Origin of the sequence: Grimontia sp. AD028 (assembly GCF_000973155.1) — a bacterium.
GTDB lineage: Bacteria > Pseudomonadota > Gammaproteobacteria > Enterobacterales > Vibrionaceae > Enterovibrio > Enterovibrio indicus.
On the sequence record NZ_LASY01000070.1, the window covers coordinates 114,270 to 132,976 of the forward strand.

The window sequence follows — 18,707 nt, forward strand, 5'->3', positions numbered from 1 at the left end:
TGGCGCTTAGCCAGCCGCCCACATTTGCTTGCCAGCATGTTGAAGGTTGTAACCGCCGAACTGCTCGCTTTGTTTGACGATCTCCTCGTCATCCAGATGTTGCATCAGCTGTTGAACTAAGGAGCGGAAATAGATGTTTTTCGGGATGACCAGTTCAAAGGCCTCATTGGCAATGGGATGAAAAGCGAGGCCAAATTCTCCCGCGGCACTTTGGCTACCAAACCCAATGTCAGCCGCCCCCCGTGCAATCGCAGAACCTAATTCCCGCTCATTCAGACACACAGTGACCGTATTGAGCATGTCAGTGGTAATACCGTTTCTAAATAGCCATTCTTCCATCGCACGAGCACTGCCAGCGCCGCCTTGACGACCAGCCCATCGCCATTCTTTTCCCGTGAAATGGTGCGGGTCGTTCAATTGCTCGGCGAGTTCAGGGCGAACAATCAGACCTTGTTGGCGCTCGAAAGCATGGAGTAACACCCAGTTTTTGTGTCCGGCATATTGTTGGATAAGTGCAGGGTGGCGGAGCTTGGCTTCCTCGGCATTTCCCCAATGAATCGCACAGATATCGACATGCCCCTTTTCCAGCATCGACAATCCTTGCTTGGTGCCCGTGGCGGTGTAGCCAACCAATGCTGTACTTCCCAGTGCATTGGCCATTTTGCTCACAATGTGTTGCAGCAAAGGGTCATCAGAGCCTGCAATCAAAAGTCTGTCGCTGAATACGCCATTGTGGCTGGACTCCAGCAGCCATCGGTCAAGCAAGCTTTTTGGGAAAAGCCATTTTCCTGTGACTTTGGTGGCGGGAAGCACGCCGTCGTTGGCCAGGCTGTAGACCTTCTTTTCGTTCAGATCGAGATACTCCGCAACCTGGCGGGCATTCATGAACTCCGGAAATTCACTCATCTGACCCACCTTTTACATCGAAGTCTATGTTCTCTGCGCCATTGAAGACCTGAAAACGGTGGCCTTTAGCGCGGGCAATCATGGTAATACCAAGTTGTTTGGCAAGGTCATAACCCATCTGTGTCACGCCCGAGCGAGAGAGCAGCACAGGGATCCCCATTTGCGCCACCTTAATCACCATCTCTGACGTCAACCGCCCTGTGGTGTAGAAGACTTTATCTTCGCCAGTTTCACCTTTCAGCCACATCTCGCCCGTCAGGGTATCGACCGCATTGTGACGACCAATATCTTCGACGAAAGAAAGAATTTCCGTGCCTTTACACACCGCACAACCGTGTACAGCACCTGCTGCTTTGTAAGTGTCATTGTGGTGAGTGAGCGCTTCCAGCAGGCCATACAGGGAAGACTGAGTAATGCGGTGCTCTGGCAGTTTCAGGTCTTCGAGTTTTTTCATAACGTTGCCAAACATGGTGCCTTGACCGCATCCCGAGGTGACGGTTTTCTTGGAAAGCGTCTCGTCGATATCGTCGTTTTGCTCTGCGGTGACCACTGCGGCGGATTGGGTTTCCCAATCGATGATGACTGAATCCAGTGCGTCAGCATCGTTAATCAACCCTTGGTTTTTGAGATACCCCAATACCAGCATGTCCGGTCGGGCACCCAAGGTCATCAGGGTCACGATTTCCTTCCAGTTGAGATAAACCGTTAAGGCGCGTTCGCAGGCAATTTGCTTGGTCATTGGTTCGCCATACTCATCGAACACTGTCACATCAATGGTTTGAGGAATGTCGGTCTGGGTTTGAATAATTTTTGGTTGGGTCATTTACCCGGCTTCCTTTTGGGTGTGTAAGAGGCACGAAAACTGAACATCATCAGCAAAGTTAGCAATTCCCGTTCCAAGCCAGCAGAGTAATCCGGTCGCTGGTATGTGTTTTGCTTCATGGGGTTAGAAAATCAGACTTCTGCGTGCCTGCGGTAGCGTTTTTGAAGCCTGGAACCTCAAGGAGTGATGTGTGACGAAAATAATAAAAGACCCTCAATACTGGCTAATGCAATTTGACCTGGAAGCCACAGAGGTTGATGTCGGTCGCTGGAAAACCAAGCGCTGGTCTATCGCGAACCTGAACCTGCCCCGTACGGAGGAAGAGTGTTCAGGGGAACAGATTTCCTTGCCTTTAGAGCTATTTAAAGACGAACGCACGGACTATCGGTTTAACCTCAGTTCCCGCGATCCCCACCTCTTTTTCATCTTCGAAGTCGAAGACGATGAATCCATAAAACCCCTGAAACTTACAGCATCGCAGACCAATGCAGCCAGCTTTATGGATGGTGATTATCTGGTGCAGTCTGTGCCTATGCCATTGCCTGTTCAGGCCTGGATGGAAGCCTTTATTGGTCGTCATGGCGAGCTCCTCGAAGTGCGTAAGAAGAAGCGCAAAGGCGCGGGGAGGGCGAGTGGCAACTGATTCCTTTTTACACCGTTGGTCCAAGCGAAAGCAGGAACAAAGCACGGCTGAAGATGAAAAGCCGCCAGAGACTGAGCTGATTGAGGACGATGCCGAGCTGGTGGTCTCCGAGGCTTCGGCTGAACCTGAAGAATCAGAACTTCCCCCACCGTCCATGGACGACGTTGAGCGTTTGAGAGAAGGGGACTCCGTTGCAGCATTCCTGGTGAAAGGTGTGTCCTCACAGGTGAAGAAAGCGGCGCTTCGCAAACTATTTCACAGTGATGCTTACAACGTGCTTGATGGCATGAACGACTATGACCTCGATTATTCCAAAACTGCCAACCTCAGTGCGGAAGTGGCTGAAACCTTGAGAAAGTGGACTAAGGAAAAGCTGGAAGAAGCGACCGAGGAGAAACCGGAAGACGAAGCGTTGGCTCAGGAAACCTCAAGTGATCAACCAGTTAACGAGGGTGGTCTCAAGGAATTACCAGAAGGTGAGACAAAAAGTACCCATGAGGAATTAGGGGACAATTTGTCTCACCCGGAGGGACAAAATGTCCCAATAGAAAGTGTGGATAAGAATTTGGACGGATCCTGACTCCGTTTAGGTCATTTTTCTTCCTTCAAAGCTGGTTCGCTACTTGCTGTAACAGAAGTGTCTTACTCGAAGACGTAGCTAAGCCCCTGTTCAGCAACGCTAAACGGTGTAAAGCCAGCCTTGAAGAACTCTCGCATTGAAGCAGATTAACGCCGTTTGCCGGCTAGGGACGCAGGTGTTTATGGCTACACAGACAACAGCAATTGAGAATATGTCGACGGAAAACAACACAACAACACTCAATCAGTATCTAGAAAAACAAACAGATACCAATGGATTGGCCAGACTGCATGCTCTGAAAAGCACAGTCACGTTAGGAAACCTTATCCCGCCTACGGTGAGCTTTGAAAGCCGTGGGCTTGCTCTCGTTGTGGGAACGGCTGATGCACTCTCTGCTTTCAGTGAATCAATCGCAGATGATATCCGTGACCGCGTTGTGCTGCTTTGCAATCAAGCGGGCGCGACATTATCGAACCCTTCAGAGGGTCTTGCGCTGTTCTATGGCAGCGACGTGAGTATCGAAGGCTTCTTAGGAGCTTTTCAAGTCACCTTGAAGCGAAACGGAACGCCGCAAAATCTGGCGCAAATTGCTGTCGGGCGGGAGCATTTTGACCTGATCGTCGACCTCACTGAAAACGGTATCCATGCAGCACAATTGCCTCCTCTGGGATATCACGCTGTAGGTCGTGGCTTGGTGGCTACAGAAGAAGCGTTAGCGGCGATATCTGAAACGGTGGGAACCTTCGACAAGCCTAAATTTTTCCGTTTGGACAATGAGCGTTGTGCTCATGCATCCCGCGGACTTGAAGGCTGCACCCGTTGCATCGATGCTTGTCCTGCCGACGCACTAAGCTCGATCAATCAAACCATCACCATCAATCCTTACTTGTGTCAGGGGATGGGCTCGTGCGCTACTGCGTGTCCAACAGAAGCCATCAGCTATGCCTTACCTGATCCGGAAAACACCCAGCATTTTGTCTTCGACCTGATTCAAGGTTACCGTCAACAAGGTGGTGAGGTTCCAGCAATCCTTTTCTACGCCGAAGCGGATGAAGACGCTTTGGTTGATGCCATGTCAGTGCTGCCGAACAATACCATTCCAGTCCGACTGGAAGAGCTGGCCTCCGTCGGGTTGGACACATGGCTGAGCGCATTGGTTTACGGTGCTTCTCAGGTGATACTGGCCATGGCGCCAAACCTTCACGCTAAAACACGTCATGTGCTGGAGCAGGAACTTGCGGTATCTGCTTCCTTCCTTAGTGACCTCAATATCGAACCAGACCGCATTGCGTTGAAAGCTGTCGACTCACTTTCGTCACTCACCCAATACTCCAATGCGTTGCTCTCTCATACAGAGAGACTCACTGGTACCAAGCGCGAGAAACTAAGCGCAGCGTTGGATCTGTTGGCTGCGCAATCTGCTCAAACTCTCACCGTATCAATGTTTGCTCAAAATGCGCCATATGGCCGCGTAAACGTGAAAACTGACGAATGCACTCTTTGTATGGGGTGCGTGGCCGTGTGTCCGACTGATGCACTCTTAGCGATAGGTTCCCATCCGGGAATGACATTCCGCGAGCAGGACTGTGTGCAATGTGGGTTGTGTGAAACGAGCTGTCCTGAATCTGTGATCACGCTTGAACCCCGCTACAACTGGGACACCGAAACGCGTCAGCAAAGAGAAATCTTACATGAAGAGGAGGCGGCGAAATGCACCAGTTGCGGTAAGCCATTTGCGCCGGTTTCCATGGTGAACATGCTGATAGAAAAACTGCAAAACCACAGTCACTTTGAAGGTGATGCCATCAAACGTCTCTCGATGTGCGAAGACTGCCGGGTTCGCGACATTGTCGCTGAAACAATGATCAACAACCCAGAGAAACAGATGAAGGTTTAGGAGGGACGAATGGCAATGCAGGAAATCATCAACGTGGAAGATGTCACCCGTGAAGAAAATGAAATTCGTCTCAACATTTATCACCTTCTGGCGCATCTGTTCAGACAGGCACCTGATCAGGATGCACTGAACTGGCTTGCGACACTGGAAGTGGAAGGCGACGAAGAGGCAGGCATGGCAGCGGCTTGGTCTGTTCTCAGGCTTTCCGCTAGTAAAACCACACCCATGCAGGCGGCCGATGAGTATCAACAGCTATTTATCGGTGTCGGACGTGGTGAAGTGGTGCCATTCGGTTCCTGGTATCTAACCGGGTCTTTGATGGAACTGCCGTTGGCACACCTTCGTCAGGATTTACGACGATTGGGGTTTGAGCGTCAGGAAGAAACCAAAGAGCCAGAAGATCATATCGCCGCATTGCTGGAAGTGATGGCGATGCTGGTGGATGAAGAGGATATGGAAAGCCAGAAGGCTTTTTTCAACCGTCATATTGCGCCGTGGTTTGAGCGATTGTGTGACGACGTGATTCGTGCGAATGCAGCCGTGTTTTACTCCTCTGTTGCTGCACTCGCGAAACAGTTCTTAACGATAGAAAAAATAAGCTTTACCCAGCGACCGTGGTAGTTCTGCCTTGCAGAAAGCGGACAGAAGCGCTGATAAAAAGTACAAGGAGCAATGTGATGTCAGAGAAGCAAAAAGAGACAGACAAGCCAAATGAAGCGCGACGCCAGTTCCTTAAAGGACTGGGTGTTGCTGCAGCAGCTGGAGCGGCCACTACTGTGGTGAGCGGTGCGGCTCAAGCGGAAGTCACGGTGGCTAAGCCGGAACAGGAAAACCCCTCGGGCTATCGCGAAACGCAACATGTTCGTGATTACTACGATTCCCTCTAACCTGGCTGATGGAGTGAGATGATGAAACTGACGAAACGGTCTGACACCGTCAGCAAGGACGAAAAGCAACTGGGTGTTTCCCGTCGTACCTTTATGCGTAATTCTACGCTGGCTACCGCAGGTGGTATTGCCGCTGCTGGCATGTTTGCACCAGGTATGATGAAAAAAGCTGCAGCGAAAGACGTTGACCCAAACAAACCGATTGAACAAAAACGCACGATTTGTTCTCACTGCTCAGTGGGTTGTGGCGTGTATGCAGAAGTACAGGATGGTGTCTGGACGGGTCAGGAGCCTGCGTTTGACCACCCATTCAATGCCGGTGGACACTGCGCCAAAGGGGCTGCACTTCGTGAACATGGCCATGGTGAACGTCGCCTCAAATACCCAATGAAACTGGTGGATGGCAAGTGGCAGAAAATCAGCTGGGACACCGCCATCAATGAAATTGGCGACAAATGTCTGGAAATCCGCAAGCAAGACGGCCCTGACTCTGTGTACTTTCTGGGTTCGGCAAAGCATAGCAACGAACAGGCCTACATGTTCCGTAAAATGGCATCGCTTTGGGGAACCAATAACGTCGACCATCAGGCACGTATCTGTCACTCCACCACGGTAGCAGGGGTGGCGAATACCTGGGGTTACGGTGCGATGACCAACTCCTTTAACGACATGCATAACTGTAAGTCGATCCTTTTTGTCGGCTCCAACCCTGCCGAAGCTCATCCGGTTGCGATGCAGCATATTCTCATCGCGAAAGAGAAAAACGGCTGTAAGATTGTTGTGGCTGATCCTCGTCGCACCCGCACTGCCGCGAAAGGCGACCACTTTGTTTCTCTACGTCCGGGTACCGATATTGCGTTTATCTGGGGCCTGCTATGGCACATTTTCGATAACAACTGGGAAGACAAGGAATTCATTTACCAGCGCGTGTTTGGCATGGATGAAATCCGTGAAGAAGTTGCGAAATGGAATCCTGAAGAAGTAGAGCGTGTGTCCGGTGTTGGACGTGACGACATGTATCAGGCGGCGAAAATCCTTGCCGAAAACCGCCCAGGCTGTGTGGTTTGGTGTATGGGTGGTACGCAACACACCACAGGTAACAACAACACCCGCGCTTATTGTGTGCTGGAGCTTGCTCTGGGGAACATCGGTAAATCAGGCGGTGGTGCCAATATTTTCCGCGGACACGATAACGTGCAGGGTGCCACCGACCTTGGCGTGTTGTCCCACACCTTGCCGGGTTACTACGGTTTGTCTAACGGTGCATGGAAACATTGGTCGAAAGTCTGGGATCTGGACTATGACTGGGTTCAGGGGCGTTTTGACCAAACGGAATACAACGGCTCTAAACCAATGAACAGCAACGGTATACCGGTTTCACGCTGGATTGATGGCGTGCTGGAAGACCCTGATAAAATTGCCCAGAAAGCCAATATCCGCGTCATGTTTTACTGGGGGCATGCGGTGAACTCGCAAACCCGTGGTCCCGAGATGCAAAAGGCAATGGAAAAACTGGATATGATGGTCATTGTCGACCCTTATCCAACCGTTGCTGCAGTCATGAACAACCGTAAAAACGGCGTTTACCTGCTGCCAACGACCACTCAGTTTGAAACCTACGGATCGGTGACCGCATCTAACCGTTCACTGCAATGGCGTGACAAGGTGATTGACCCTCTGTTTGATTCAAAGCCTGATCACAACATCATGTATCTGCTTTCCCAAAAACTGGGTTTCTCAGACCAACTGTTTAAGAACGTGAAGGTGAATGGCGATGAACCTCTGATTGAAGACATTACCCGCGAGTTCAACCGTGGTATGTGGACAATCGGCTACACAGGCCAGAGCCCAGAACGTATCAAAACGCATCAGCAAAACTGGCACACCTTCAACAAAACATCACTGGAAGCAGAAGGTGGCCCGGTTAATGGGGAGACCTATGGTCTGCCATGGCCTTGTTGGGGAACACCGGAAATGAAACATCCGGGTACACACATCCTCTATGACACATCAAAAGAAGTCGCCCGCGGTGGTGGTAACTTCCGCGCACGTTTTGGTGTGGAATATGAAGGTGAAAGCCTGCTGGCAGTCGATAGCTATTCAAAAGGCTGTGAGTTGGAAGACGGGTATCCGGAGTTCACTGACAAGATGCTCAAACAACTTGGCTGGTGGGATGATCTGACAGCAGAAGAGAAAGCGGCTGCTGAAGGTAAAAACTGGAAGACAGACCTGTCTGGCGGTATTCAGCGTGTCGCCATCAATCACGGTTGTATCCCATTTGGTAACGCCAAAGCGCGTGCGATTGTCTGGACCTTCCCAGACAAAGTGCCACTTCACCGTGAACCACTGTATACCCCGCGCCGTGACTTGTTGCCTGAATACGCAACCTGGGATGACAAAGCGGATATCTATCGTCTGCCAACGCTGTACAAATCGATTCAGGAAATTGATGCGGCGAAAGAGTATCCAATCATTCTCACATCTGGCCGATTGGTTGAGTATGAGGGTGGGGGTGAAGAGACCCGTTCAAACCCATGGCTGGCGAAACTGCAGCAAGAGATGTTTGTGGAAGTCAACATTGCTGACGCGAACGATCTGGGGATTGTGGATGGACAGGATGTTTGGGTTGAAGGCCCTGATAAAGGCCGCGTGAAAGTGAAGGCCATGATTACACCTCGTGTCTACAAAGGGCTGGCCTTTATGCCATTCCACTTCGGTGGTGTGTTCCAGGGTGAAGATCTGAGGTCGAAATACCCAGAAGGGGCTGACCCGTATGTCGTTGGTGAAGCGGCGAACACCGCAACCACCTACGGTTACGACCCGGTTACCCTGATGCAGGAAACCAAAGTGACACTTTGTAAGATCTTACCGGCGTAATGGGAGCGCATAGTTATGGCTGATATGAAATTCTTATGTGACACCAAACGCTGCATTGAATGTAATGGCTGTGTCACCGCGTGTAGTAACGCTAACTCTGAAGTGGTGACCTGGGGAACCCAGCGTCGTCGTGTCGTCACCCTGAATGATGGTGAAGCGGGTGAGAACTCGGTGTCAGTTGCCTGTATGCACTGTGCCGATGCCCCTTGTATGGCTGTGTGTCCCGCTGACTGTTTTTACAAAACAGAAGATGGCATTGTTTTGCACAACAAGGAGACCTGCATTGGCTGCGGCTACTGCTTGTTTGCTTGTCCGTTTGGAGCGCCTCAGTTCCCGAAAACGGCGGCATTCGGGGAGCGCGGCAAGATGGATAAATGTACCTTCTGTGCAGGCGGTCCTGAGCCGGACGGTTCGGCAAAAGAGCGAGAGCTATATGGTGCAAACCGTATTGCCGAAGGTAAGTTGCCTTTGTGCGCTGAAATGTGTTCTACCAAAGCACTGTTGGCGGGGGATGCAGAGAAAATTTCTGCAGTATTCCGTCAGCGCGTTGTAGAACGTGGCGCAAAAGGGGCTGGCTGGACTAAGGGCGATGACCTCGCCTACGACGCGACCAAAAGCTGATTAGCAGGGACTCTGTGGGACGTGGCTCGTCCCACGGAGTCAGGAGGAGAGATATGTTTAGAACATTGCTCGCCATGCTAATGGTGATAGCAACCTTTTGGTCTCCAGTCAGTCTTGCTGAAGGCGGTGCCAAGGCGGATCCCCAGAAAGAAATAGTGCAACTGGCTGGCCCTGAATTCTGGAGAGAAGTGCGAGGCGGAGAGTCGGGATATACGGTTGCGACGGGAGCAGAAGCTGGACAACTGATCAATGTTGATGGTCAACGCTGGCGGGAAATTCGTAATGAGTGGATCAGTCCGCTTGGTTTGATTTTCCTTGGCGCATCGGCAGGCAGCTTGTTGTTGTTTTACCTGTGGGCTGGACGCATAGAGTTATCGCACAAGCGCACTGGTAAAAAGGTGATGCGCTGGACACCGTTTGAGCGCGCCATGCATTGGTTCACCGCCATCAACTTCCTGATCTTGGCGGTCAGTGGCGTGCTCTTGCTATACGGTAAGCACTTTATTAAACCTGTGGCGCCTGAAGCAGTTTGGGGCAGCATCATCTATGCGGCTAAAGTGTCGCACAACTATCTGGGGCCGTTGTTTGTGCTCGGACTGTTTTGTATGTTGGTGAAGTGGATGAAGAACAATTTCATCAACAAAGTCGACATTGAATGGTTCAAGCAGGGCGGTGGTATTCTGCCAAACGGCAAACACCCGGATGCAGGTTTTTGTAATGGTGGCGAGAAGATCTGGTTCTGGCTGCTGGCAACCGTTGGTGTGGTGGTCTGTGTTACAGGTCTGGTGATGGATTTCCCACTCTTTGGTCAAACCCGTGAGGATATGCAGATAGCAAACCTGCTACACGGTATCGCTTCTTTGGGTTTGTTCGCAGCTGCGTTAGGGCACATCTACATCGGTACAGTGGGTACTGAAGGTGCGCTTGAAGGGATGGCAACAGGCTACGTGGATGAAAGTTGGGCGAAGCAACACCACAAGCTTTGGCTGGACGAAGTGCAAGGCCAAAGCAGTTCTCAAACGACAGAAGCGAAAGAGCAACAAAGTACCTGACGTATAGGTAAACAAATGGAAGCCCGCAGATGCGGGCTTTTTTGTGCTTATTGCTGAGACTCATTTTTGGTCGTAGGCAGCCAAAACGAAATCACTGTGGTTGTTGCGAGGAAAGCGAAAGATACCCAGAGACATGCTGCAAACCCCCAGACCTGGAATATCCACCCCGAGAGAATGGTGCCAATCAAGCGTCCCATCGCGTTCGCCATGTAATAGAAACCCACATCCAGCGAAACGCCGTCACCTTTGGCATAGCTGACAATCAGGTAAGAGTGCAGTGAAGAGTTCACAGCAAAAACAGCACCGAACACCATCAAGCCAACAATAATAACGGTTTCTGGATGCCACTGTTGTTGAACGCTGACGGCAATGATCCCCGTGACGACGGAAAGCAACATAGCCCAATAGATTGCGGCTTTGCCATCCGGCGTTTTACCAGAAGCTTTACCTGTGATCTTCGGAGCAATCCCCTGAATAAAGCCATAGCCAATCACCCAAGTTGCCAGAAATGCGCCGACGGCACTGTGGTCCCAGCCAAAGGTGGTACCGAGATAGATGGGAAGGGCAATCACAAACCAGACATCACGGGCACCGAACAGGAACATACGGGCAGCAGACAGAATATTCACACTGCTGGATTTTGAGAATATCTCTGAGAACTTAGGCTTGGTTTTCGCTTTGCCCATGTCTGACTTCAGGAACAGCAGGCTGCCGATAAATACCAGCAGCAAGACACCTGCCATCGCAGCAACCGCAGATTGGAAACCAATCAAGGAAAGCAGTGCACCGCCCAGGAAGAAACCAGCACCTTTCAATGCGTTCTTAGATCCTGTGAGAATTGCAATCCACTTGTAGAGTGCGCCTTGTGCATCTTCAGGAACCAGTGTTTTGATTGAGCTCTTTGCGCTCATCTTATTGAGGTCTTTGGCTATACCGGACATGGCTTGCGCTGCCATTACCCAGGGAATACTGAGCCAAGCTGTCGGTACCGCCAGCATGGCGAGCGCGACAATTTGCATGCCGAGACCAATGTTCATGGTTCGGTTAAGACCTAACCTTGCACCGAGCCAGCCGCCAATCAGGTTGGTCACCACACCAAAGAATTCATAGAAAAGAAAGAGTGAAGCGATTTCCAGACTGGAGTAACCCAGGTCATAAAAATAAAGGACCACCAACATGCGCAGTGCACCGTCAGTGATGGTGAAATTCCAATAATTGAATGTCACCAGCATGTACTGGCGAACGTGGGAATTTAATTGAGACAGCATAACAACTCGCCCAAAAAAGAGCTGCGTTTGCAGCTCTTGATGTTTTTTCTGTGTTTACGCTAGACCTACTTTACGAACCAACTCTGCGGTGCGCGTAGCGTAGCCCATTTCGTTGTCATACCAGGCGTAGACTTTCACCATGCGCTTGCCAACAACCATAGTCGAGAGTGCATCGACGATGGTAGAGCGCTGATCGCCTTTGTAGTCGATAGATACCAGTGGGCGTTCTTCAAAGCCAAGAATGCCTTTCAGCTCGCCTTCAGACGCTTCCTTCAGCAGAGCATTCACTTCTTCTGCGGTGGTGTCGCGCTTCACATCGAAGATGATGTCAGTCAGAGAGGCATTCGCCAGCGGAACACGGACTGCATGACCGTTAATTTTACCTTCCAGCTCAGGGAAGATTTCAACGATAGCTTTCGCAGAACCCGTGGTGGTTGGGATCAAACTCATGCCACAGGCGCGCGCACGGCGAAGGTCTTTGTGCGGTGCATCCAGAATGGTTTGGGTGTTGGTGAGATCGTGAATCGTTGTGAAAGCAGATTGCTCGATACCCAGTTTCTCGTGAATCACTTTCACCACAGGAGCGATACAGTTGGTGGTGCACGATGCTGCGGTCACAACGCGGTGGACCTCTGGATCGAAGATGTTGTCGTTGATGCCCACAACAATGTTGGCAATACCGTCTTCTTTCACGGGTGCAGAGACAACCACGCGTTTAACGCCTTGCTCGAGGTATTGATTCAGAAACTCGGATTTACGGTGTACACCTGTTGCCTCGATAACAACGTCACAACCAGACCAATCGATATCACTGATGTTCTTTTGCTGTGTCGTGCGGATGGTTTTACCGTTGATCAGCATGGTATCGCTATCGGTGGAGACTTCATGGTGCCAGCGGCCCTGAACAGAGTCGAACTCCAGAAGGTGAGCCAGCGTCGCTGTATCGCCAGCGACATCGTTGATTTGAACAAACTCCAGTTCAGGCCAGTCGAATGCGGCGCGAAGTGCCAGACGGCCGATACGGCCAAAACCATTAATTCCTACTTTAATAGACATCTCAATTTTCCTCTAAACACAGCACTCTGGGCGAGATTTCATCTCCGAGAGACGCTGGATATCTTGCTGGTATTCTTGTTTAAGGCAGTTCGAATCGACCAGCCCCTGAATTTGTTTGCGCATCCAACCGGGAAGTTGGTCAGACAAGCGGTAAAACACCCATTGACCCTGGCGGGTATCCAAAATCACGCCGCTTGAACGAAGTTGTGCCAAGTGTCGGGAGATCTTTGGCTGGCTCTCGTTGAGTGCTTCCGTTAGCTCGCCCACGCAGATTTTTTCTTCCCGCGCGATGAGCAATAAACATCTCACGCGGGTTTCATCTGCGAGCAGTTTGAAAAACTGATGAGGTAACATTTGAATATCTCCATATGCGAATATCCATATATTAATTTCAATAAGGCATGAGTCAACAGGAAATAAGGTATGTCATGAAAGCTTCATATTTGGAGCTAGAACTAAGCAACAGAGTCGCTAGAACACTGTTGCTTGTTTGGAAATGGCTATTTGGAAATGAGTTCCCAATTAAGGGCCGTGCCCGCTGGAATATCAGAGAGTGCTATTCGTCCCATGACAACATCATAGTGCTTAGGCTCTAAACCAAACCCCGGACGAACGCTTTTTACGTTGTCTGGATTGAGGGTTTCACCTTTTTTGATGTCTTGAGCAACATAGAGCGAACGGCGAAATTGCACATTGCCTTTCTCCGCTTCTTTAAGTTGATAGCCTGCTTGTCCCAATGCTTGCCACGCGGTTTCTGTGTCCCTACAGAGCGATGCCAATTCATCAGGCTCCAGAGAAAAGGTAGAGTCTGGGCCTGGGTCATTGCGGCTCAGAGTGACGTGTTTTTCAATCACGGACGCGCCGAGCGCAACAGCAGCAACAGACACTGTGGTACCCAATGTGTGGTCAGACAGACCGCCAATGACACCGAACTTCTCCGCGAGATCGGGAATGGTGCGCAGATGGCTTTGGGAAGCTGGGGCAGGGTAGGCGCTGATGCAATGAAGAAGCACCAATTGCCCACAACCATTGTCACGGGCAGTCGCTACCGCTTCGGAAATTTCATCACCGTTAGCCATGCCTGTGGAGATGATCATCGGTTTTCCGGTTTGCGCCACATAACGGATTAGCGGTAAATCGACCGCTTCAAACGACGCTATCTTGTAGGCGGGCGCATTGAGATCTTCCAGCAAATCCACCGCTGTAAAATCAAATGGCGTACTGAACAGGGTAATACCAATGTCGCGTGCTTTATCAAACAGAGGCTTGTGCCATTCAAAGGGCGTGTGTGCTTCTTGGTAAAGGTCATATAGAGTGCGACCATCCCAGAGCCCGCCTTTGATTTGGAATTCGTCAGAATCGCAATTTAGCGTAATGGTGTCCGCGGTGTAGCTCTGCATCTTAATCGCATCAGCGCCAGCGCGTTTGGCCATTTCAATGGTCTGGAAAGCACGTTCGATGGAGCCGTTATGGTTTGCTGACATTTCAGCGATGATGTAAGGCTTGTGGTCTGGGCCAATTTTACGGCCATCGATGGTAATAAACGGGGTCATGATGCTGTGTTACCGTTCCAGTCTTCACGTGAAAGGAAGAAAGCAAAATAATCTTTGTCTCCCTCTGCTGTGATTAGGGTTTGCATGTCCCTTTCCTTTGAAAAGCCAAGCTTGTGGTGAAGGTAAAGGACTTTTGGATTGCTGCAAAGCACCCGGCTGCGAATACCTTCAAGCCTCAACTTATCAAAGCCAAGGTGCAATGCTTCAAATAGCAGCGTAAAACCAGTGCCTGAGGGCGCTTCAGGGGATTTATAAAACCCCCATTCTGCGGTGTTTGATTGTCTTTCAATCTCGGTGAAAGAGACCATGCCAACCGGCGTTCCCTCAGCGTGCGCAATAAAAAACTGTTTCGTGGCGTCAGTTGAAGCTTTGGCAAACCAGCGCTCATGCTCCTCAGCGCTGATTTCATGTTGGGTGAACATCATCTCGCGAACGCCAGGGTCATTTCGCCAACCTCGAACCATGGGTAAATCTTCGGTCGTCATGGGGCGGAATATCATCTGATTATTCGGTTCTGTCGGACACAAACTTTCCATGACCTCGACTACACGCTGCGCACCATTGCCGTCGATGTCTGATTTCTCCAAGCGATAAGGCAAAGTTTTCCAATGTTCCGCCAGCCATTTCAGTTCATTGGCGTAATCGTGCTCGGTGGTTTTGTCGCTCACACCAAGGTAACGGTACAGGCCGCTGGCACCAAGGTGTTCGGCCATTTGACGTTGGTTTTCTGCCACGGAAACGAGAGTTCCCGGTACACCGAGGCTGGCGCGTTCAATCGCGCTGACACCGGCACCGCCAAAAGCATATCGGCAGGCGGCAAGTTCAGCTTCGTAGTCGGGCAGGTTTTCAGAAAGCGTCACGAACTCCGGCAAAGGCAGCGACGCAATTTCATCTCTTCTCGGATTCGCTAACCCGTGCACAACATGCAGCCGGAAGGGGAGTGAATCAAAGTGTCTGCTGGCGTTTAAAAGCTTAATGCACTCACCACTTGGGTCTGTGCCACTGAAAAAAGCCAGTACCACATTCTTGAGCGCTGGGGGCTGTTGGCGAAGCTCGGAAAAGCGTGGGCGCAGCAGGCCAAATTTGGGTCCCAGAAGTTGAGTGCATTCCTTTGACACAACCTGATGATAGCGGTTTTCAAAATCCGGCCACGGGTTGTGGTCCAAGAGCACATCACACTTGTGTTCACGGTTAGCCAGATCGTCAATGGTAAAGATTCTGGTACCCGATGTACGCATCAGGTCTTGCCACTCACGGTCGAGCGCATAATGATCCATGGCAATCCAGTCTGGCTGAAATGCTTCCAGTGCTGCCAAGCATTCGTTTGCATCAGCTTCCTGTGTCACGCCGAGCCAGTGTCTGTAATCGCCGGCATCGGGTAAGAAGGTTTCCTGAATAGTTTTCAGGGAGATCACATCGACACCCTGAGTTTTGCAGTAATCGATAAGATTGCCTGTCAGAGGACGGCTAAGAAGCACAACCTCATGGCCGCGCTCAATCAGCTTTTTTGCTAGCACCAGACAGCGCATGATATGTCCGGTACCAATCTGGCTGGAGGCATCGACGCGAATGGCAACCTTCATAGCTCTCCCCGCTGTTCAAGAATTTGATAGAGCATTTCAGCGCGGATCCAATCGTCGGGCTCATCGATATCCTGAACCCGGAAATGAGGGATCTGAACGGCTTTGGAATGTGGTGCGAAAATCGGTTTGCCGGAGAGGAAAGCGTCCGGCTTGCCCCAGTAAAACATCCCCGCATCGTGATAAGCAGTCTCTAAATCCTGTGAGCGGGTAGAGAAATGCTCAGGCCAGAACATTTCCACATTGCCTTCGCCATTCATTCGGATACTACGCTGAATGGGGAACGAAAAGCGTGTGGCGGCGAAAGTGTATTGGGTCTGTTCTTTTTCCAGCAGTGCCAGACCTTCTTCCAAATCCTTGGCGCGGGTAAACGGCACAGTGGCGTAAAGACAACAAACCGAGCCCAATGGGCGGGTATCGTTCTCCTGAAGCCATTCGATGGCATGTTTGATTACATCCAACGTTGTCGCATGGTCGTTCGCGATATCAGAAGGACGAAGGAAAGGCACTTCTGCGCCATGTTCTTTGGCGACACCGGCAATATCTTCGCTGTCTGTCGAGACAATGATGCGGTCAAACAGGCCAGACTTTTTAGCGACATCAATGGCGTAGGCAATGATTGGCTTGCCAATAAAGGTCTTGAGGTTTTTTCCCGGAATACGCTTACTGCCACCACGGGCAGGAATAATACAGACTTTCATTTCGTCCTCAGCGCAGCACGTCAGCCAGTGCCTGAATCACTGTGTCCTGCTCATCTTCCGTCATATCAAAGTAAAGAGGCAGGCTGAGCGCAGCTTGATAATAATGTTCTGCAGCAGGGAATTGTCCCCACTCAAACCCCAGTTCGCGGTAATGCGGTTGGGTGTGAACCGGAATGTAATGCACGTGTACACCGATGCCTTTCGCGCGAAGTTCATCAAACACGCGGCGGCGGCAATCTGGTTCCGCTAACTGGATGACATACAAATGCCATGCCGATTTACTGGCGGGAAGTAATGTTGGTATGGTCAGCGGCAGTGCCGACAGCTTTTCAGTGTAGCGATCTGCAAGTACTTGTCGACGTTCTACAAATGTATCCAGTCTCGCCAGCTGAGAAGTTCCCAGCGCGGCTTGAAGATCTGTCATGCGGTAGTTGAAACCCAGTGACTGCTGCTCGTAGTACCAATCGCCTTGGTTGCTGTCGACCAAAGATTCCAAATCTCGCGTAACACCGTGGCTGCGAAGATTCTCCATCGCTTTGGCGAGCGCTGGATTGTTGGTCAGCGCCATGCCACCTTCTGCGGTGGTGATGATTTTTACCGGGTGAAAGCTGAAAACGGTGATATCGCTGTATTGGCAGTTACCAACATACTGATCCTGATATTTGCCGCCAATGGCGTGAGAGGCGTCTTCGATGATGCGGAAACCATACTGCTCGGAAAGCTGGTGGATAGCATCCATATCGCAGCTTTGGCCGCACATATGTACCACGACCACAATATGCGGCAGGGTGTCCGACAGCTTTGCGTGTTCCAGTTTCTCAGCTAAACGCTTTGGACAAAGGTTGTAGGTAGCTGGGTCGATATCGACAAAGTCGACATCTGCGCCACAATACAAAGCGCAGTTTGCTGACGCCACAAAGGTGTTGGGAGAGGTCCATAAACGCTGACCTTGGCCAAGCTCCAGCGCCAGGCAAGCGATATGCAGCGCGGAAGTCGCACTGTTAACTGCGATGGCATGTTTCGCCCCGACTTTTTGAGCGACAGCGTTTTCGAACTGAGTAACGCGCGGCCCTTGAGTGATGAAGTCAGACGATAAAGCGTCAACGACGGCATCGATATCGTCTTGGCTAATGTTTTGTTTGCCGTAAGGGATCATGCTTGTTGCTCAAATTCCAGGATCTGCTCGACGTTCAGAAAATCCGGATTACTGCCTGAATGGTATTCAAAACCAGCCGCAACGGGTTCGCCTTTTTCACCGAGAGGATTCACCGAATAGTCGTAATCAGCCGCATAGAATTTGATAGTTGGGCGCATCACATAGTGGTCAGCAAATTCCAGCGTCAGATGAGAGTCATCACTTGGACACATGATTTCATGCATTTTCTCGCCCGGACGAATACCAATCTCTTTCACCGGCAAACCATTACCGTAAGCGGTCGCTAGGTCCATCAAGCGGACAGATGGGATTTTCGGGACAAAGATTTCGCCGCCTTGCATGCGCTCGAAGTTCTTCAGAACAAAGTCGACGCCTTGCTGCAAGGTGATCCAAAAACGGGTCATATTAGGGTGGGTAATTGGCAGCGAATCTGCACCTTCTTCAACCAGCTTTTTGAAAAACGGCACCACAGAACCACGGGAGCCGACCACATTGCCATAGCGAACAACCGCAAAACGGGTTTGTCCGCCACCGGTCATGTTGTTCGCTGCTACGAAGAGTTTGTCTGAACAAAGTTTGGTAGCGCCGTAGAGGTTATTTGGGCTGGCGGCTTTGTCAGTTGAAAGGGCGATAACCTTTTCGACCTTGTTAGCAATGGCGGCGCGGATGATATTTTCTGCACCATGTACGTTAGTCTTGATGCATTCCATTGGGTTGTATTCGGCGGCAGGAACCTGCTTGAGAGCGGCTGCATGAATGACGTAATCGACACCATTCATGGCTTCCATCATGCGGCCAGCGTCGCGTACATCGCCGATAAAATAGCGCATGCAAGGGTCATTAAACTCTTGCTGCATTTCGAATTGTTTTAATTCATCGCGCGAGAGAATGATGAGTCGCTTAGGCTTGTAACGCGCAAGGATGGTCTTGGTGTATTTTTTTCCAAATGATCCGGTACCACCGGTGATCAAAATCGACTTGCCGTTAAACATTTCAATCCTTAAGCATTCGTCTCAGTATCTGATTGAAATTTTAACTGATAGCGCCAATTTCGGTGGGAGAAAATTGCCTACATCGTGATTGGATGACGAAAAAAAAGACAATCTC

At 50.7% G+C, this 18,707-nt stretch carries 18 protein-coding genes; 8 read left to right on the plus strand and 10 right to left on the minus strand.

Going from position 1 to position 18,707, the window contains the following annotated elements:
• Nucleotides 1-6 precede the first annotated feature (6 nt).
• Complete coding sequence (locus RN22_RS16215; protein WP_046305769.1) at nt 7-906, minus strand: helix-turn-helix transcriptional regulator; 900 nt, start codon at nt 904-906, stop codon at nt 7-9.
• Nucleotides 899-1,729: a formate dehydrogenase accessory sulfurtransferase FdhD gene (locus tag RN22_RS16220; protein WP_002542124.1), complete on the minus strand. Its 831-nt coding sequence runs from the start codon at nt 1,727-1,729 to the stop codon at nt 899-901. The genes RN22_RS16215 and RN22_RS16220 overlap by 8 nt, the downstream gene beginning before the upstream one ends.
• Before the next feature lie 190 nt (nt 1,730-1,919).
• Here RN22_RS16220 and RN22_RS16225 point away from each other — a divergent pair, with 190 nt between their 5' ends.
• From RN22_RS16225 to RN22_RS16260, 8 genes are all read left to right on the plus strand, one after another.
• Nucleotides 1,920-2,372, plus strand: a complete 453-nt coding sequence (locus tag RN22_RS16225) for a DUF3305 domain-containing protein (RefSeq protein WP_046305771.1) — start codon at nt 1,920-1,922, stop codon at nt 2,370-2,372.
• Complete coding sequence (locus RN22_RS16230) at nt 2,362-2,952, plus strand: DUF3306 domain-containing protein (RefSeq protein WP_046305773.1); 591 nt, start codon at nt 2,362-2,364, stop codon at nt 2,950-2,952. The genes RN22_RS16225 and RN22_RS16230 overlap by 11 nt, the downstream gene beginning before the upstream one ends.
• Before the next feature lie 181 nt (nt 2,953-3,133).
• Entirely contained in the window at nt 3,134-4,849 is a 1,716-nt protein-coding gene (locus tag RN22_RS16235; protein WP_369700104.1) for a 4Fe-4S binding protein, read from the plus strand.
• A 9-nt stretch (nt 4,850-4,858) separates the two neighbouring features.
• The gene (locus RN22_RS16240; protein WP_002542128.1) at nt 4,859-5,470 is read left to right on the plus strand and encodes a molecular chaperone; all 612 of its coding nucleotides are present in this window, start codon (nt 4,859-4,861) and stop codon (nt 5,468-5,470) included.
• 56 nt (nt 5,471-5,526) lie between these two features.
• Complete coding sequence (locus RN22_RS16245; RefSeq protein ID WP_002542129.1) at nt 5,527-5,736, plus strand: twin-arginine translocation signal domain-containing protein; 210 nt, start codon at nt 5,527-5,529, stop codon at nt 5,734-5,736.
• 21 nt (nt 5,737-5,757) lie between these two features.
• Nucleotides 5,758-8,613, plus strand: a complete 2,856-nt coding sequence (locus RN22_RS16250; protein WP_046305775.1) for a formate dehydrogenase subunit alpha — start codon at nt 5,758-5,760, stop codon at nt 8,611-8,613.
• Nucleotides 8,614-8,628: 15 nt separating this feature from the next.
• Nucleotides 8,629-9,234 carry a formate dehydrogenase FDH3 subunit beta gene (gene fdh3B, locus RN22_RS16255; RefSeq protein ID WP_002542131.1) on the plus strand — a complete coding sequence of 202 codons (606 nt, stop codon included), beginning with the start codon at nt 8,629-8,631 and terminating at the stop codon, nt 9,232-9,234.
• 53 nt (nt 9,235-9,287) lie between these two features.
• On the plus strand, nt 9,288-10,286 hold the full coding sequence (locus RN22_RS16260) for a formate dehydrogenase subunit gamma (protein WP_046305777.1): 999 nt from the start codon (nt 9,288-9,290) through the stop codon (nt 10,284-10,286).
• A gap of 47 nt (nt 10,287-10,333) precedes the next feature.
• Here RN22_RS16260 and arsJ read toward each other — a convergent pair whose 3' ends face one another.
• The 8 genes from arsJ to pseB all read right to left on the minus strand — a co-directional run bounded on the left by arsJ (nt 10,334) and on the right by pseB (nt 18,592).
• Nucleotides 10,334-11,554 (minus strand): organoarsenical effux MFS transporter ArsJ, encoded by a 1,221-nt coding sequence (gene arsJ, locus RN22_RS16265; protein WP_046305780.1) that lies wholly within the window; start codon nt 11,552-11,554, stop codon nt 10,334-10,336.
• Nucleotides 11,555-11,608: 54 nt separating this feature from the next.
• Nucleotides 11,609-12,610, minus strand: a complete 1,002-nt coding sequence (locus tag RN22_RS16270; RefSeq protein WP_046305783.1) for an ArsJ-associated glyceraldehyde-3-phosphate dehydrogenase — start codon at nt 12,608-12,610, stop codon at nt 11,609-11,611.
• Between the two features lie 12 nt (nt 12,611-12,622).
• Nucleotides 12,623-12,964, minus strand: coding sequence for a metalloregulator ArsR/SmtB family transcription factor (locus RN22_RS16275; protein WP_002542138.1), 342 nt, complete (start codon nt 12,962-12,964; stop codon nt 12,623-12,625).
• Between the two features lie 146 nt (nt 12,965-13,110).
• The gene (pseI, locus tag RN22_RS16280; RefSeq protein ID WP_046305786.1) at nt 13,111-14,163 is read right to left on the minus strand and encodes a pseudaminic acid synthase; all 1,053 of its coding nucleotides are present in this window, start codon (nt 14,161-14,163) and stop codon (nt 13,111-13,113) included.
• On the minus strand, nt 14,160-15,746 hold the full coding sequence (pseG, locus tag RN22_RS16285; protein WP_046305788.1) for a UDP-2,4-diacetamido-2,4,6-trideoxy-beta-L-altropyranose hydrolase: 1,587 nt from the start codon (nt 15,744-15,746) through the stop codon (nt 14,160-14,162). Before pseG ends, pseI begins: the two co-directional genes overlap by 4 nt.
• On the minus strand, nt 15,743-16,444 hold the full coding sequence (gene pseF / locus RN22_RS16290; RefSeq protein ID WP_046305791.1) for a pseudaminic acid cytidylyltransferase: 702 nt from the start codon (nt 16,442-16,444) through the stop codon (nt 15,743-15,745). The genes pseG and pseF overlap by 4 nt, the downstream gene beginning before the upstream one ends.
• Nucleotides 16,445-16,451: 7 nt before the next feature.
• Entirely contained in the window at nt 16,452-17,600 is a 1,149-nt protein-coding gene (pseC, locus tag RN22_RS16295) for a UDP-4-amino-4,6-dideoxy-N-acetyl-beta-L-altrosamine transaminase (RefSeq protein WP_046305793.1), read from the minus strand.
• On the minus strand, nt 17,597-18,592 hold the full coding sequence (gene pseB, locus RN22_RS16300; RefSeq protein WP_046305795.1) for a UDP-N-acetylglucosamine 4,6-dehydratase (inverting): 996 nt from the start codon (nt 18,590-18,592) through the stop codon (nt 17,597-17,599). Before pseB ends, pseC begins: the two co-directional genes overlap by 4 nt.
• Nucleotides 18,593-18,707 lie beyond the last annotated feature (115 nt).